Raw genomic sequence first — 17,051 nt, forward strand, 5'->3', positions numbered from 1 at the left:
TTGGGGCTTTCTTGCACCAATCAGGAGCGATGCTGAACGGGGGTTTAATTATCTTCGACATCGTCTTAACATCGGGTCGGCAGCGTTTTTTCGGGCGCCGTTTCGCCTGCCGCTAGCCACTGTGAGCATCGCATCGCGATGCCTTGCCTACGCCGCAGCAACCGTGATGCCTCTGCATCAATGCAGATGTATTGCCTTGTGTTGCGCTTATCCGTTCGGATCGTCGGAGAGAGAGATGAGATTGAAGACCACCAAACTGCGCGATGCCATCAAGATGTCGCTCACCGCCGGCGCAGCTGCGCTGGCATTGACTGGCACCGTGATGGCGCAGGAACAGCCCGCCCTGGAACTTAAAAGCCTGGACGCCATCAGTGTCACCGGCACGCGTATCAAGAGTCAGACGATGACTGCCTCCAGTCCGGTCGCAGAAATCAACAAGGAAGAATTCCAGTACACCGGCTCGACCAAGGTCGAAGATCTGATCAATCAGTACCCGCAACTTGCTGCCTCGTTCGATAACTTCGCCAACAACGGGTCCCAGGGTTATGCAACGGTCGACCTTCGCGGGCTGGGCGCGCAGCGCACACTGACCCTTGTCAACGGCCGACGCATTCCCAAGGGAATCGGTGAAAGTCCGGATATCAGCATCATTCCTGCAGCGTTGGTGCGCCGGGTGGACATCCTGACCGGCGGCGCCTCTGCGGTGTACGGCTCCGACGCGGTTGCCGGTGTGGTCAATTTCGTGCTGGATGACGAATTTGAAGGTGTGAGCGTGGATATGGGCTACAACGGCTATCAGCACGACAACAGTAACAAGTTGATGCGTGGGCTGATGGACGAGGCCGGCTACGATTATCCCACCGGTAATTCCGGCTTGGACGGCATCTCCCGCAACGTCGACCTCGCGATCGGTGGCAGCTTTGGCGAATCCGGTCATGCAACTGCCTGGGCCACCTGGCGCGAGAACGATCCCTTGCTGCAAGGACAGCGCGACTACTCCGCATGTGCATTGAGCAATCGCGGCACTGCCTGCGGCGGCTCTGCAACGGCTGATCCTGCAAATTTCTATGTGGTGGCGCCATCGGCCGGCGCGTTCTACGTGCAGCCTTCTGCCAGTGGAACCTGGTCGCAGGTCGCTTCGCCGAACCTCTACAACTTTGCACCGCTGAATTATTACCAGCGGCCGGACACGCGCTACACCGCCGGTACCAATATCAAGTATGAGGTCAACGAACACTTCAAGCCCTACCTCGAAACGTTGTTCGTCAACCGCAAGAGTTCGACCCAGATCGCGCCCTCCGGTGCGTTCTTCACCGACCTCAACGTCAACTGCGCGACCTCGGTGATCGGCAGCTTGTGCAACGATGTCGGCATTACCGACGACGAGTTCACCGTGTATGTGGCCAAGCGCAACGTCGAGGGCGGCCCACGCATCACCGAGTCGGATACCAATAGTTTCAGCATCACGACCGGCGCACAGGGCGATATCAACGACAACTGGTCGTACGACGCCTCGTTTACCTACAACCGCAGTACCACCAAGTCGGAAAACATCAACGACTTCGTGACCACCCGGGTGCGCGACGCATTGCTTGGCTGCCAGCCGGGATCCTTCGATGGCTGCGTGCCGTACAGCGTCTGGAACGACAGCGTCACCGCCGAACAGGCGCAAGCATTGCAAGGCGTCGGCGTCGTCAACTACGAAACCTCGATGCGTGTATTCAATGCGTACGTCACCGGTAACTTCGGCTATAGCCTGCCTTGGGCTGGCGATCATCCGATCAGCGTCGTTGGTGGCGTGGAAACCCGCACCGAAACCTTCAAGCGTGTTGCCGACAGCAATATGCAGACCGGCAACTTCACCGGCCTGGGCGGACCGACCTCGAACGTCTCCGGCGATATCAGCGTCAAGGAGCTGTTCCTAGAAGGCGCAGTGCCGTTGCTGGCGCAGTCGGGCAGCCTGGATCAGCTGGACATGCAGCTTGGCTATCGCTATTCGGACTACGACATTTCCGGCGGCGTGAGTACGTACAAGGCGGGCCTGGGAGCGACCTTCGCGGATGGCAAGTACCATGTGCGTGCAGGCTGGAATCGTGCCATCCGTGCGCCGAACATCACCGAGGTTCTTCCAACATCCTGACCGCCTGCGGTGTGACCGGTAATGCGGACCTGTGTAGCCGTATCCGCCGCAATGCCACGACCGGCGACCTGTTCCGCGGCAGCGATGTGGACACCTCCGGCCTGATCTTCAACTCCCAGGACAACTTCGGTTCGTTGCACTTCCAGGGCGTGGATCTGACGGCCTCCTATGCCTGGAGCATCGGGCCGGGACGCCTGACTGCCTCGATGATGGGCAGTTATGCCATCAAGCAGGAATACGAGCCGGTTCCGGGCGTGCAGCAGGTGACCTACGACTGCGCTGGCGTGGTGAACGTGGCATGCAACAGTGCCGAATGGCGGCATGTGCTGAGCACGCGCTACAGCTTCGATCGCTACACCGTTGGCCTGCGCTGGCGTTACATCGGTGAGCTGGACTACCGGAACACCGATGGCACCGCCGGTACCACCGACGTGCGCTTGGTCAATCAGGACAACAAGGTGTCGGCGTACAACTACTTCGATCTCTCCGGGTCGATGCAGCTGGGCGATTACGTCACCTGGACCCTGGGTATCAACAACATCGCCGACAAGGAGCCGCCGCTAGTGGGCGGCAGCTTGACCTTCAATGCCAACTCGTTGGGTGGTTACGACCAGGCTGGACGCTATTTCTTCACCAGTGTGGGTCTGCGTTTCTGAGTCGCATTGCAGGGAGGGAAAAAAGAACGGCGGGCCTCGGCTCGCCGTTCTTTTTTGTATCTGAGCCAAGCGCAGCGACCGCGCAACGATGCATCCTTCCACGCATCGTTTGCCGTTGCGATCCGTGCCTGCTTGAGGCCGAAGATGAGCGTATGCGGCTTACACTGCCGCTTCCCGCAACAACGGCGAACCCCAACCCGGGCGCGGCGCGAAGCGTTCGCCGTAGCGTGCCTGCAGCGCCTGCAGGCGCTCCAGCAGCGCGTCTGCGCCGACGCTGCGGACGTATTGGATCGGGCCGCCGCGGAAAGGCGCAAACCCTGTGCCGAAGATGACCCCGGCGTCCAGCAGGTCAGCGTCGGCCACCACGCCGTCGTGCAGGCATGCCACCGCTTCGTTGAGCAGCGGCAGGATCAAGCGATCTTCCAGATCCGCCGGCGCGGTGTAACCGCTGGCAACCTCGGGTTTGACGGCGCGTCCGTTCTCCCACTTGTACAGGCCCTGGCCGTCCTTCTTGCCGCGCTTGCCGGCTTCCACGGTCGCCAGTGCCGCCGGGATGGGCAAACGCAGAAATGGTGCCAGCTCCGCGCCTACACCGGCCGCCACATCCAGGCCCACGGTATCGATCAATTCGATCGGCCCCATCGGCATGCCGAACTTCACCGCAGCCTTGTCCAGTACCGGGCCGGGAATGCCTTCGGCATACGCGGTGGCCGCCTCGAGCAGGTAGGGGAACAGCACCCGGTTGACCAGGAACCCCGGCGTGCCGGCCACCGGCACCGGGAACTTGTCCAAGGCCTTGCAGAACGCCGCCAGGCGCGCGACGTTGGCCGGATCCAGGCCGTCGTGCTGCACGATTTCCACCAGCGGCATCATTGCCACCGGGTTGAAGTAGTGTAGGCCGGCGAACTGCGCCGGGCGCTGGATGTGGTCACGCAATTCGGTCAGCGGAATCGACGAAGTATTGGTCGTCAGCAATGCATCCGGCTTGAGTTGCGGCTCGATCGATTGATACAGGTCGCGCTTTGCCTGCGGGTTTTCGATGATCGCCTCGATCACCAGATCGGCCTGGGTCACGCCCGCGCCAGCCAGGTCGCCGCGCAGACGCGCCGCCACTGCCGGCAGCTTGGCGTCGTCCTTGACGCGCTTGGCGAACAGCTCGCCGCCGCGCGTCAGCGCCGTATCGATAAAACGTTGTTCGCGGTCCTGCAACGTGACTTCGAAGCCCTTGTACGCCGCCCAGGCCGCGATATCGCCGCCCATGACGCCAGCGCCGATCACATGCACGTGGCGAATCGGGGCTGCTGCCGCGCCGGCTGCGTCCTTGCCGCCCAGCGCTTTCAGGCGCTCGGTCAGGAAGAAAATCCGGATCAGGTTGCGTGCGGTCGGCGTGCTGGCAAGTTTGACCACCGCCTTGCGCTCGGCCGCCAGACGCGCCTGGATGCCGCTACCGCCCGCCCGCTCCCAGACGTTGATCAAGGCGTAGGGCGCCGGGTAATGCTCCTTGCGCGCCTTGCGCGCCACCTGCTTGCGCATCTGCGGTGCCAGGATCTTGCGTGCCAGCAGGGTATTGGTCGCCCAGGCAGTGGCCCGCTGCTTGAACGCACGCGTGGTGCCGGCGAGCGCCAGGCTGGCTGCCACATCCACCAGCACGGCAGCTGCGGCGACCTTGTCGACCAGGCCCATCGCACGCGCCGCCTTGGCCGACACCGTGCGACCGGTGAGCATCAGGTCCATCGCCGCCGGCGCACCGATCAGGCGCGGCAAGCGGGCGCTGCCGCCCCAGCCGGGGAAGATGCCGAGCTTGGTTTCCGGCAGCCCGATGCGGGTGCTGCCGTCATCGGACGCCACGCGGTAGCGGCACGCCAACGCGATTTCGGTGCCACCGCCCATGCAGAAGCCATGAATCGCCGCGACGGTGGGGCAGGGCAGCTCGGCCAGCTTCTGGAAGACCTGCTGCCCGCGATGGATCGCATCGTTGACCGTGCCCTTGCGATCGAATTCCTGGAATTCCTTCAGATCGGCGCCGGCGATGAAGCCGTTGGGCTTGCCGGAGCGCAGCACCACGCCCTTTGGCGGATCCAGTGCCAGCCGCTCGACCACGGCGCCCAGCTCCAGCAGCACCTCCTGCGAAAATGCATTGACCGGTGCGCCCTGCCGATCGAGGCTGAGCACCACCACGCCGTCCTCGCGCAGATCGGCCTGCCAATGGCTGAATCGGAGCCCGTCGAAACCTGGAAGCATGCGTCTGGCCATCCGGCAATAGAAGGAAAGGTCGTTATCATCCAGAGGTTGTTTCCTTCACGTCAAATACCCATACCTGTCGACAGGGGAGATCTGCGCGTTGCGCGCGGCGTCGCCAGCGGTGCATCGCTGCCGCTACCCTGATGCGTGACGTCGTACGGATCGGTATGAACTTTTCTTCTCAATGGCGGTCTCATTGCCCGACTTCGGTGGGCTGACAGGAGTGCGGCCCGATATGGCCGAAGTCGATACACCTCAGGAGCTGGACCTGGAACTGGTCCGGCGTGTGCAGCGCGGCGAAGGTGCGGCGTTCGATGTACTGGTGCGCAAATACCAGCATCGGATCGTTGCGTTGATCGGGCGCTACATCGCCGACTGGAGCGAATGCCAGGACGTTGCCCAGGACACGTTTGTGCGCGCGTATCGCGCCATCAACAGTTTTCGTGGCGACGCCCAGTTCTATACCTGGCTGCACCGCATTGCCGTCAACACTGCCAAGAACCATCTGGTTGCGCACAACCGCCGCCCGCCCACCGACGACATCGAGATCAGCGATGCCGAACAATTCGATGGAGCGACCCGGTTGCGCGACACCGATACCCCGGAGCGTGAATTGATGCGACAGGAGCTGGAACAAACGGTGATGCGTGCGGTCCAAGCGCTACCGGAAGAACTTCGGTTGGCCATCACCCTGCGCGAGGTGGAGGGCCTGAGCTACGACGAAATCGCGCAAAAGATGGATTGCCCGATCGGAACGGTGCGCTCGCGCATCTTCCGGGCGCGCGAGGCCATCGACATCGAGCTGCGGCCTCTGCTGGAGACCGAAAGCGCTACCCGTGAGCGACACCGCGTATGAACCAGAACCCTGCCATGTCCACCACCGACAAGTTCGAACTTCACTATCGCCAGCAGCTGTCCGCGCTGGTCGACGGCGAGTTGAGCGCCGACGAGTCGCGCTTCCTGTTGCGCCGTCTGGCCCACGACGAAGAATTGGCCGGCTGCCACGAGCGCTGGCAGTTGTGCGGCGATGTGCTGCGCGGTGCGGCCAGTGCGCCCGCTCCGCTGGATTTCGCGGCGCGTGTGCGCAGTGCCATTGCCGCCGAGCCGGCACCGCAAGCCCAGCCTGCGGCCCGCCCGGGCGCTCGTTGGCGCTGGGGCGGTGGCGCAGCGATTGCCGCCTCGGTCGCGGCGGTTGCCTTGTTCCTGGCACGCGAGCGCCTGCCCGACACTGCCCCGCCCGCTGCTCAGACCCCCGTCTATGCCAGCACTGCGCAGCTTCCGCCTGCCTCGCAGACCCCGCAGGTGCCTGTGGCACCCAAGTCGCCGGCCGCACCGGCGCCGGGGACGCCGGATCAGGTGGCCGCGCTTGCTGCTGCCGTGCCTGCCGCTGCGCTGGCCTCTACTCGCCGCGGCGCGGCAACCCGCAATCAGCAAGTCGCACGCAACGCCGCCGCGCGTCAGCAACAGGCGCCGACCCGCATGGTCGCTGCGGCAGCACCGGCTTCCACGGGGGCCGCATCTGCGGTTGCGGCGACGCCGTCCAACCCGTTCACGCATCCGGATACCACGCTGCAGGCACGTCCGTGGCCGCGCGCGGCCTTGTCCGGGGCTGGCGAAAGCTCGCTCAATGCCAGTTTCCGCCAGAGCCGACCCGGCACGGCGTTCTATCCGTTCGAGCCCGCGCCACAGGCAGTGACCAGTCCGGCGTCGAATCGGCCGGCACCGGCGCAGGCCCCGCAGGACTGACCCTGTCGCCGGCCTTCACCCGTTCGGCAATCTCCCTTCCGTTATCGTGCCGGGCCCGTGTCGCCACGCGGGTCTGGCCCCTGTCGCCCTGCCATCGGAGGCAACCTGATGAACCATCGCATCCGCACCCAGATGTTCGGCCTGATCGCCATGACCCTGCCGTTGGCCGCCTGCGCGCAGCAGCCCGCACCCGCTGCCAAGGACCTCGCCCCGATCGCCGCCAACCGCAGTGCCACGCCGGCGCCGCAGCTGGTGGCGGGGTTGCCGGACTTCACCAATCTGGTCGAGCAGGTCGGCCCGGGCGTGGTCAATATCGAAACCACCATCACCCGCAAGGATGCCATGGCGCGTCAGCAGCGCAGCGGCCCGGGTGGCCGTGGCGGCGGTGCGATGCCTGATGACGATCAGATGCCGGAATTCTTCCGCCGCTTCTTCGGGCCGGATTTCCAGATGCCGGGCGGGCCGCGGCAGGGGCCTGGCGGCGGCGATGACGACGGCGGCATCGCCGGCAAGTCGATGGGCTCGGGCTTCATCATTTCGGCCGACGGCTACGTCCTGACCAACCACCACGTGGTCGATGGCGCCAGCGAAGTGACCGTCAAGCTCACCGACCGCCGCGAGTTCAAGGCCAAGGTGGTGGGGAGCGATGAGCAATACGACGTGGCGCTGCTGAAGATCGAGGCCAAGGGCCTTCCGACCGTGCGCCTGGGCGATTCCAACACGCTCAAGCCGGGGCAGTGGGTGGTGGCGATCGGCTCGCCGTTCGGCCTGGACCACTCGGTCACTGCCGGCATCGTCAGTGCCACCGGGCGCAGCAATCCGTACGCCGACCAGCGCTACGTGCCCTTCATCCAGACCGACGTGGCGATCAACCAGGGCAATTCCGGTGGCCCGCTGCTCAATACGCGTGGCGAGGTGGTCGGCATCAATTCGCAGATCTTCTCCGCGTCCGGCGGTTACATGGGCATCAGTTTCGCCATTCCGATCGACCTGGCCTTCAGCGCGGCAGAGCAGATCAAGGCCACCGGCCACGTAAGTCGCGGCATGCTGGGCGTGCAGGTCGGTCCGATCGACTCGCTCAAGGCGCAAGGCCTGGGCTTGCCGGATAGCCGTGGTGCCCTGGTCAACGATATTCCGGCCGGCAGCCCGGCAGCCAAGGCCGGTGTCGAAGTGGGCGACGTGATCCGCGCGGTCAACGGCAAGCCGATCGATGTCGCCAGCGATCTGCCGCCCATGATCGGGCTGATGGCGCCCGGCACCAAGGTGACCCTGGATGTCTTGCGCGACGGCAAGCCGCGCAAGGTGACGGTCACGCTGGCCCCACTGCAGGACGGCGGCGAGAACGCTGCGCCGCGCACCGCCGCCGATGAGGCTAAGCCCGGCGCCCCGGCGAGCGTGGAATTGCTCGGCCTGCAAGTGGCCGATCTCACCGCTTCCGAGCGTAGCCGCTTGGGCCTGGAAGCGGGCGAGGGCGTGCGCATTGCCGCGGTCACCGGTGCGGCGGCACGCAGCACCCAGCCCCCGCTGTCGCCGGGCCTGATCATCGCCCGCGTCGGCCGTACCAAGGTCGGCAGCGTCGCCGAACTCAACCGCGCGCTATCCAGCTACAAGAAGGGCGACGTGATCATGCTGCTGGTGACCGACGGCAAGGCGACCAGCTACGTGGCCTTGAAGGCCGGCGGCTAAGGGCGGGAATGGAGAATCGGGAATCGAGAATGGCAAGAGCAGGAGCGTCTCCGCGAGCCGAGAGCTCACCTGGCTTTTCCGATTCCCCACTCCCGATTCCCAATTCCCGGCCCCAAGGGGGCCGAGCGTGCGATAATGCTGCGTTACCCTGACGACGGCTGCGCCGGCGCCCACCTCAATGTCCTCTGATTCAATGCGGAACATCCGCAATTTCTCCATCATTGCCCACGTCGACCACGGCAAATCCACCCTGGCCGACCGCATCATCCAGCTGTGCGGCGGCCTGCAGGCGCGCGAGATGGAAGCCCAGGTGCTCGACTCCAATCCGATCGAGCGCGAACGCGGCATCACCATCAAGGCGCAGTCGGTGTCCCTGCCATACACGGCCAAGGACGGGCAGACCTACCATCTGAATTTCATCGATACCCCCGGGCACGTCGACTTCTCCTACGAAGTCAGCCGCTCGCTAGCTGCCTGCGAAGGTGCGCTGCTGGTGGTGGATGCCGCGCAGGGCGTGGAAGCGCAGTCGGTGGCCAACTGCTACACGGCAGTGGAGCAGGGGCTGGAAGTGGTGCCGGTGCTCAACAAGATCGACCTGCCCACCGCCGATGTCGACCGCGCCAAGGCCGAGATCGAAGCGGTGATCGGCATCGATGCCGAAGACGCGGTGGCGGTGAGTGCCAAGACCGGCCTGAACATCGATCTGGTGCTGGAGGCGATCGTGCATCGCATTCCGCCGCCGAAGCCGCGCGATACCGACAAGCTGCAGGCGCTGATCATCGATTCCTGGTTCGACAACTACCTGGGCGTGGTGTCGCTGGTGCGCGTGATGCAGGGCGAGATCAAGCCCGGGAGCAAGATCCTGGTGATGTCCACCGGGCGCACCCATCTGGTGGACAAGGTCGGCGTATTCACCCCCAAGCGCAAGGAGCTGCCTGCACTCGGCGCCGGCGAAGTGGGTTGGATCAACGCGTCCATCAAGGACGTGCATGGCGCCCCGGTCGGCGACACCCTGACCCTGGCCGGCGATCCGGCGCCGCATGCCTTGCCCGGCTTCCAGGAAATGCAGCCGCGCGTGTTCGCCGGCCTGTTCCCGGTCGATGCGGAGGATTACCCGGACCTGCGCGAAGCGCTCGACAAGCTGCGCCTGAACGACGCCGCGCTGCGCTTCGAGCCGGAAAGCTCCGAAGCGATGGGCTTTGGTTTCCGCTGCGGCTTTTTGGGCATGCTGCACATGGAAATCGTGCAGGAGCGCCTGGAGCGCGAATACAACCTGGACCTGATCAGCACCGCGCCCACCGTGGTGTATGAAGTGCTCAAGACCGATGGCACGATCGTCAACATGGACAACCCGGCCAAGTTGCCGCAGTTGAACCTGGTGCAGGAAATCCGCGAGCCCATCATTCGCGCCAATGTCCTCACGCCCGAGGAGTACATCGGCAACATCATCAAGCTGTGCGAAGAAAAGCGCGGCACGCAGATCGGCATCAATTACCTGGGCAGCCAGGTGCAGATCAGCTACGAGCTGCCGATGGCCGAGGTGGTGCTGGACTTCTTCGACAAGCTCAAGTCGGTCAGCCGTGGCTATGCCTCGCTGGATTACCACTTCGTGCGGTTCGATGCCGGCCCGTTCGTGCGCGTGGACGTGCTGATCAACGGCGACAAGGTCGATGCGTTGTCGTTGATCGTGCACCGCAGCCACGCCGATCGTCGTGGCCGCGAGCTGTGCGAAAAGATGAAGGATCTGATTCCGCGGCAGATGTTCGACGTGGCGATTCAGGCCGCGATCGGCTCGCAGATCATCTCGCGCTCCACGGTCAAGGCGATGCGCAAGAACGTGCTGGCCAAGTGCTATGGTGGCGACGTTTCGCGCAAGAAAAAGCTGCTGGAGAAGCAGAAAGAAGGCAAGAAACGCATGAAGCAGGTCGGCCGCGTGGAGATTCCGCAGGAGGCCTTCCTGGCTGTCCTGCAGATGGATAAGTAGCTGGGAATGGTGAATCGGGAATCGGGAATCGTAAGAGCGCGAGTGCTCCTGCTGTTCCGATTCCCCATTCTCGATTCTCGATTCCCTTTCCGAAAGGAACATCAATGAAATGGTTTGAAATCATCCTGGTTGTCCTGACGCTGGGCAGCGGCTTCATCTGGCTGCTGGACAAGCTGTTTCTGGCCAAGCGCCGTGCGGCGAGGGCCGGGTTGCTGGACAGCGAGCCGGCGATCATCGATTACTCGCGCGCCTTTTTCCCGGTGCTGGCGGTGGTGCTGATCCTGCGCAGCTTCGTGGCCGAGCCGTACAAGATCCCATCCAGTTCGATGATGCCCAACCTGCTGATCGGCGATTTCATCCTGGTCAACAAGTTCGCCTACGGCTTCCGCCTGCCGATCACCAATACCAAGTTCATTCCCACCGGCGAGCCCAAGCGCGGCGACGTGGTGGTGTTCAAGCCGCCGCACGCGCCGGACCAGAACTGGATCAAGCGCGTGGTGGGCCTGCCGGGCGACAAGATCGGCTTCCACGGCGATACGCTGTACATCAACGACAAACCGATGCATTACACGGTCAAGGGCGAGTACATCGGCAAGGGCAAGGGCGCCGAGATGACCGGCACCACGCTGCTGGTCGAGGACCTGCCAGGCCGCACGCATACCGTGCTGGAATGGCTGGACCGCAACATGCCGGCCGGCCAGGGCGACTGGACCGTGCCGGCGGACAGCTATTTCGTGATGGGGGATAATCGCGACAACAGCGAGGACAGCCGGTTCTGGACCCAAACGCACTTTCTGCCGGAAGCCAATCTGCGCGGCAAGGCGTTCCTGATCTGGCTCAATTGCGAAGGATGGTTCTGCAAGGGGAGTTTCGATCCATCGCGGATCGGGACTGGAATCCAGTAAATGCACGCACGGCGTGCCAGGGGAAGCACAATGAAGCGCAAGCAAAGCGGTATGACGTTGACGTCGTTCGTGGTGGTGCTGGCGGTGGTGGGGTTCGGTTTGTACATCGGGATGAAGCTGTTTCCGATGTACCAGGAGTACTACGCGGTGCGTACGTCGATGAAGGGCTTGGCAAATGAAGCAGGCACTTCCGACTTGGATCCGTCCAAGTTGCAGGACATGTTCTTCAAGCGCCTGTACATCAACTATTCTGAAAATGTAAAAAGAGAAGACGTCAAGTTCGAGCGGATCGAAGGCGGCTGGCGCATGAAGGTCAACTACGAAGTCCGTCGCGAGCTGGTTGGCAATCTGGATGTGGTCGGCAAGTTCGATACGGCACAGGATCTGACGAAGCGCGGTGTCGAATAGAACCTTCCAACGCGGTGATCCGATCGGGCACGCATTCGCCGATCCGGCTCTGCTCGCCCAGGCGCTGCGGCATCGCAGCGCCGGGACACCGCATAACGAGCGACTGGAATTCCTCGGCGACGGCATCGTCAACCTGCTGATCGCTGAGGCGCTGTATCAACGGTGGCCCAAGGCCGATGAAGGCGCATTGACCCGTGCACGTGCCGAACTCGTGCGCGAAGGTGCGCTGGCCGTGATCGGACGTACGTTGAATCTCGGCGAGCGCCTCACGCTGGGCCCAGGCGAGTTGAAGTCCGGTGGTCACCGGCGCGATTCGATCCTGGCCGATGCGGTCGAAGCGATCGTCGCGGCCATCTATCTGGACTGCGGTTTCGAGCGTTGCCGTGCAGTGGTGCTGCCGTGGTTCGAAGCCTCGCTGGCGGCATTGCCGGTGGGCAAGGCAGAAAAGGATCCCAAGACCCGGCTGCAGGAATGGCTGCAAGCGCGGCAACTGCCGCTGCCCCATTACGCGCTGATCAGCGAGAGCGGCGACGAGCATGCCAAGCAGTTCCACGTCGCCTGCATTCTGGAGCAGCCCGTCGCCCGCGCCGAGGGTCAGGGCACCTCGCGTCGCCTCGCAGAGCAACAGGCGGCGACTCTTGTCATCGCACAACTGGATTCAAACACGTGAGCGAAACCTCTTCCCCCCACCGCAGCGGTAGCGTTGCGGTGATCGGCCGGCCCAACGTCGGCAAGTCCACCCTGACCAACGCCCTGGTCGGCGCGAAGGTCAGCATCGTCTCCAACCGGCCGCAGACCACGCGTCATCGGTTGCTGGGCATCGCCACCTTCCCGGAAGGGCAGCTGGTGCTAGTCGACACCCCGGGCCTGCACCGCGAGCAGAAGCGCGCAATGAACCGGGTGATGAATCGCGCCGCGCGCGGCTCGCTCGAGGGCGTGGACGCGGTGGTCTTGGTGATCGAAGCCGGCCGCTGGGACGAGGAAGACACGCTGGCGTTCCGCGTGCTCAGCGACGCCAGCGTGCCGGTGGTGCTGGTGGTCAACAAGGTCGACCGGCTCAAGGACAAGACCGCGTTGTTTCCGTTCCTGGCCCAGGTCAGCGAGGGGCGCACCTTCGCCGCCGTGCATCCGGTGTCCGCGCTCAAGCGCAAGGGCTTGGAGGCATTGGTCGGCGACCTGCTCAAGCTGGTGCCCGAGGCCGAGGCGATGTTCGGCGAAGACGAGATTACCGACCGCAGCCAGCGCTTTTTGGCCGGCGAACTGGTGCGTGAGCAGCTCATGCGTCAGCTCGGCGAAGAGCTGCCGTACGCCACCACCGTCGAGATCGAGCGCTTTGCCGAAGATGGCGCGCTACTGCGCATCGGTGCGGTGATCTGGGTCGAGCGCGAAGGCCAGAAGGCCATCGTGATCGGCAAGGGCGGCACCCGTTTGAAAGAAATCGGTGGCAAGGCGCGCCTGCAGATGGAGCGCCTGTTCGGTGCCAAGGTGTTCCTGGAAACCTGGGTGCGCGTGCGCGAAGGCTGGTCGGACGACGAGGCTGCGCTGAAGGCATTCGGCTACGAATGAGGCCGGGAAGGCCGCGACTGGGAACCCGGGACCGGCGACCCGGGAGCTGGGTCAGGCAGTTGGTCGGCATGCTGTCGGGAAGACGTTTTTTCGCATGTTTCAACGTCGCGTGCGGCGATGACGGCAGTGGCTCGGCTCCCTGTCGCCGCGCCGCGCTGCGCGGCGACGGCCGATCCGGCGCTTTTTCCGAGGCCCCGGTTCAGCATCCCCAATCCTGGCTTTGCCTGCCGTGCTGATCGAGCACGCGCGCGGATTTGTGCTGCACGTACGGGCCTGGCGCGAGACCAGCCTGCTGGTGGAAGTGCTGACCGAGCAACATGGGCGGGTGGGACTGCTGGCGCGCGGTGTGCAGGGGCCACGCAAGCAGGCGCTGCGCGCGGCCTTGCAGCCCTTGCAGCTGATCCAGTTCAGTGCCGTGCAGCGCGGCGAGCTGGCCCAACTGCGCCAGGCCGAAGCGCTGGATACCGCGCCGCGGCTGGTCGGCGACACCATGCTGGCCGGTTTCTATATCAACGAATTGCTGCTGCGCCTGGCCCCGCGTAACGATCCGGTGCCTGAACTTTATGCCTGTTATGCGCAGGCACGTGCCCACCTTGCGTCCGATCTGCCGTTGGCGTGGGGGCTGCGCCGGTTCGAGCGCGACGTGCTGGAAGGGCTGGGGTTCGCCTTCGATCTGCAGCACGACAGCGACGGGCAACCGATCAACCCGGCAGCGCGGTACCGGCTGGATCCGCAGGAGGGCGCCTTGCGTGTGTTGAGCGAACGGCTAGCCCAGGATCGCCGCGAAACCGTCACCGGTGCGGCGCTGCTGGCGCTCGGCGAAGACGTCATGCCGGATGCGGACGACATGCCCGGCCTGCGCCGCAGCATGCGCGGCGTGCTGTTGCATCATCTGGGCGGGCGTGGCCTGAAATCCTGGGAAATGCTCGAGGACCTCGCGCGCCGTCGTTGATGGCGCGGAGTGCTGAAGGTGCATGCGTGATTAGCGCTGGACAAAAGTCCAGCAGCGACCGGCGATAGCACGGCGCAGCAGCGAATTGAGCGAAGCGGGTGCTCGGAGAACCGACAGGCAGTACCTGCGCCCGTTGGTCTAGAAAGCCATTCAGCCTACCCCAGCCCACGAGCGCTCCTCTCGTCACCGACGTGGACCGGGCGAGCAGCAACGGCATACGCCTGCGTCGAGCCTGGCGCTCCTCCAGGCAGTCAATCGCCGGCAACTGGAGCCGGTGCCACCTGCAATACGCAGCTCGATCGGCAAGACGACGATGCATCGGCCGCGGCGCCGAGCCGGAAGCGCACCGCCGCCGACGCCTGGCCCACCACGTCTGGCAAGGAGGTGCTGCGGTTGGTTCGCTCAGTGCAGCAACGCAGCCACCGCCGCATGGAACTGGGTGCGTGCGGTGCGCGAGTGCGGGTCGCCGCGCAGCAGGCGCACTGCGCCGGCAAGCCGCGCTGCGCCGACGAAGCCACAGCTGGCCTGCAATCGATGAAGATGGCTGCGTAATGCCTGTTCGTCGCTGATCTGCAAGGCCGAATCCACCGCATCCCGGGTGCCCGGCAGCTCGGCCAGGAACAACTCGCGCAAGGCATTAAGATGGTGCTGCTGGCCGTTGAGCGCACTCAGCGCTGCGGTCTCGTCCCAGTCGCTGGCGGCGATGTCCAGCACGCCCACCGGGGCCACGCTGTAGCGACCGCGTGCCAGGCCGCGCCGCACCGCCTGCAGCAGGCGCTCGGAGGTCAGCGGTTTGACCAGCATTTCCAGAAACCCGTCCGATTGCAGGCTGTGCTGCATCGACATGGTGGCGTCGGCGGTGTGCGCCAGTGCTGGCACGTCCGGATGCAGCAGGCGCAATGCACGCAGTAGCCCGCTACCGGTGCCATCGGGAAGGTTGACGTCGATCAGCCAGAGGTCGTGGCGACGTTCGCGCGCGCGGTCGAGTGCGGAAGAAAGGGAATCGGCGCAGTCGACCGTGGCCGGAAGACTTTCAAGGACAGCCTGTAAGAATCCGCGGCTGATCGGGTCGTCTTCCACCAGCAGTAGGCGTGGGTGGGGTTCCTGGCGTGTGGCCATGTTCATGCTGCCTCCATGTCAGCGATGCCGCGTCCTGATTTGTCGCGCGCAGCGGAAGTTTGCCTGTGTTTGTGGGGCGCGACAATTGTTGCGCCGACCGGCGCGGCCTCCATCGGTCGCATCTGCGACAATACGCACCCTTTTTGCCCGCAGCTTGTCGCCACGTGGCCAGAACCAGAAACCGTCTCGACCGTACCCCCTTCCAGACCGCGGTCACCGACCTGAGCCATGACGGCCGCGGGGTTGCCCGCCGCGACGGCGAGGGCGGCAAGGTCACCTTCATCAGCGGCGCCTTGCCGGGCGAGTTGGTGCGCGCCGAACCCACCGCCCGCAGCCGGCATTTCGATGAGGCCAAGACCGTGGAGGTGCTGGAGGCATCGCCGCAACGGGTCACCCCGCGCTGCCCGCACTTTGGCGTCTGCGCGGGCTGCGTGTTGCAGCATCTGGAGGAGTCGCAGCAGATCGTGGCCAAACAGCGCGTGCTGATGGACAACCTGGAACGTATCGGTCACGTCACTCCGCAAGCCGTGCTGCCCGCGCTGACCGGCGACAACTGGGGGTATCGGCGCAAGGGCAGGTTCTCGGTGCGTCGCGTCGAGAAGAAGGACAAGACCTTGGTCGGCTTTCGTGAGCTCGACCCGCGGTTCGTGGCCGACTTGTCCGTCTGCTACACGGTGATTCCGCAGATCGGCGAGAAGATTCCCTTGCTTGCCGCGCTGATCGAAGGCATGGACGGCAAGCGCGACATTCCGCAGATCGAATTCATCGCCGGCGACGATGCGGTGGCCTTGACCATCAGACATATGCAGCCGCTCAGCGAGCGCGACCGCCAGGCTTGGGTCGCCTTCGCCCAGGAGCACGGCTTTGCGGTTTTCCTGCAGCCAGGCGGGGTGGACAGCGTGCATCCGCTGTGGCCGCAGGACGTGCCGCTCTCGTTCCGCTTGCCGCAATGGGATGTGGAATTGGCGTTCCGGCCGCTGGACTTCATCCAGGTCAACGCGTCGCTCAATCAGAAAATGATCGCGCATGCAGTCGCGCTGCTGGAGGCCAAGCCCGACGACCGCGTGCTGGACCTGTTCTGCGGCCTGGGCAACTTCACCCTGCCGCTGGCACGCGTGGTGCGCGAGGTGGTGGGTGTGGAAGGCGATGCCGGACTTGTGGCAAGGGCGAAGGAGAACGCCCAGCGCAATGGCCTGGACAATGCGCAGTTCTACGCCGCCGATCTGACCCAGGATCAGCGCAGCGCACCCTGGATGCGCCAGGGCTTCGACAAGCTGTTGTTGGATCCGCCACGCTCTGGCGCGTTGGAAGTACTGCAGCAGCTGCCGTTGAAGACGTTCGAGCGCATCGTCTATGTGAGCTGCCACCCCGGCTCGCTGGCGCGCGACGCCGGCTATCTGGTCAACGAGCAGGGCTTCACGCTGGTCTGCGCGGGCGCGATGGACATGTTCCCGCACACCGCCCATGTGGAAAGCATTGCGGTGTTTGAGAGGCGGTGATTCGGGATTGGGCATTGGGCATTGGCGAAAGCGAACACCTTCGCTCTACGTCGCAACTGTCGTTTCGCGCATGTCGCTCGCTATTGCGTTCGGATTCGACTGCAATCTGTGGATTGATAAGATCTGACGTCACTGGCACTGGCACTGGC

General features: G+C 64.3%; 12 protein-coding genes and 1 pseudogene. 11 read left to right on the plus strand and 2 right to left on the minus strand.

Annotated elements, in window-relative coordinates; all coding sequences use genetic code 11:
* Positions 1-235: 235 nt before the first annotated feature.
* Positions 236-2,796, plus strand: a pseudogene (locus tag FLG15_RS06425) (TonB-dependent receptor domain-containing protein).
* Between the two features lie 159 nt (positions 2,797-2,955).
* Here the strand turns inward: FLG15_RS06425 and FLG15_RS06430 are convergent.
* Positions 2,956-5,037, minus strand: a complete 2,082-nt coding sequence (locus tag FLG15_RS06430) for a 3-hydroxyacyl-CoA dehydrogenase NAD-binding domain-containing protein (RefSeq protein WP_057677981.1) — start codon at positions 5,035-5,037, stop codon at positions 2,956-2,958.
* Between the two features lie 235 nt (positions 5,038-5,272).
* Between FLG15_RS06430 and rpoE the strand changes: the two genes are divergently transcribed.
* The 9 genes from rpoE to recO all read left to right on the plus strand — a co-directional run bounded on the left by rpoE (position 5,273) and on the right by recO (position 14,284).
* Complete coding sequence (gene rpoE, locus FLG15_RS06435) at positions 5,273-5,893, plus strand: RNA polymerase sigma factor RpoE (RefSeq protein WP_017155600.1); 621 nt, start codon at positions 5,273-5,275, stop codon at positions 5,891-5,893.
* A complete protein-coding gene (locus FLG15_RS06440; RefSeq protein WP_057677982.1) occupies positions 5,890-6,783 on the plus strand; it encodes a sigma-E factor negative regulatory protein in 894 nt (297 codons plus the stop codon). Before rpoE ends, FLG15_RS06440 begins: the two co-directional genes overlap by 4 nt.
* A gap of 108 nt (positions 6,784-6,891) precedes the next feature.
* Positions 6,892-8,469: a DegQ family serine endoprotease gene (locus FLG15_RS06445; protein WP_057677983.1), complete on the plus strand. Its 1,578-nt coding sequence runs from the start codon at positions 6,892-6,894 to the stop codon at positions 8,467-8,469.
* 193 nt (positions 8,470-8,662) lie between these two features.
* The gene (gene lepA, locus FLG15_RS06450; RefSeq protein ID WP_057677984.1) at positions 8,663-10,453 is read left to right on the plus strand and encodes a translation elongation factor 4; all 1,791 of its coding nucleotides are present in this window, start codon (positions 8,663-8,665) and stop codon (positions 10,451-10,453) included.
* Positions 10,454-10,557: 104 nt separating this feature from the next.
* Positions 10,558-11,358 (plus strand): signal peptidase I, encoded by an 801-nt coding sequence (gene lepB, locus FLG15_RS06455; protein ID WP_007970507.1) that lies wholly within the window; start codon positions 10,558-10,560, stop codon positions 11,356-11,358.
* Positions 11,359-11,766: a DUF4845 domain-containing protein gene (locus tag FLG15_RS06460; RefSeq protein WP_081022815.1), complete on the plus strand. Its 408-nt coding sequence runs from the start codon at positions 11,359-11,361 to the stop codon at positions 11,764-11,766.
* Positions 11,756-12,436: a ribonuclease III gene (gene rnc, locus FLG15_RS06465; protein WP_017155605.1), complete on the plus strand. Its 681-nt coding sequence runs from the start codon at positions 11,756-11,758 to the stop codon at positions 12,434-12,436. The genes FLG15_RS06460 and rnc overlap by 11 nt, the downstream gene beginning before the upstream one ends.
* Positions 12,433-13,332 carry a GTPase Era gene (gene era / locus FLG15_RS06470; protein WP_150145712.1) on the plus strand — a complete coding sequence of 300 codons (900 nt, stop codon included), beginning with the start codon at positions 12,433-12,435 and terminating at the stop codon, positions 13,330-13,332. Before rnc ends, era begins: the two co-directional genes overlap by 4 nt.
* Positions 13,333-13,561: 229 nt before the next feature.
* Positions 13,562-14,284, plus strand: a complete 723-nt coding sequence (gene recO, locus FLG15_RS06475) for a DNA repair protein RecO (RefSeq protein WP_150145714.1) — start codon at positions 13,562-13,564, stop codon at positions 14,282-14,284.
* Positions 14,285-14,686: 402 nt separating this feature from the next.
* On the opposite strand, the gene FLG15_RS06480 is transcribed toward recO, so the two are convergent.
* Entirely contained in the window at positions 14,687-15,409 is a 723-nt protein-coding gene (locus tag FLG15_RS06480; protein ID WP_008574276.1) for an Hpt domain-containing response regulator, read from the minus strand.
* A 158-nt stretch (positions 15,410-15,567) separates the two neighbouring features.
* On the opposite strand from FLG15_RS06480, the gene rlmD reads away from it, so the two are divergent.
* Entirely contained in the window at positions 15,568-16,902 is a 1,335-nt protein-coding gene (rlmD, locus tag FLG15_RS06485) for a 23S rRNA (uracil(1939)-C(5))-methyltransferase RlmD (RefSeq protein WP_017159520.1), read from the plus strand.
* Positions 16,903-17,051: the final 149 nt, after the last annotated feature.

This window comes from Xanthomonas phaseoli pv. dieffenbachiae, from assembly GCF_008639345.1.
Classification (GTDB): domain Bacteria; phylum Pseudomonadota; class Gammaproteobacteria; order Xanthomonadales; family Xanthomonadaceae; genus Xanthomonas; species Xanthomonas phaseoli.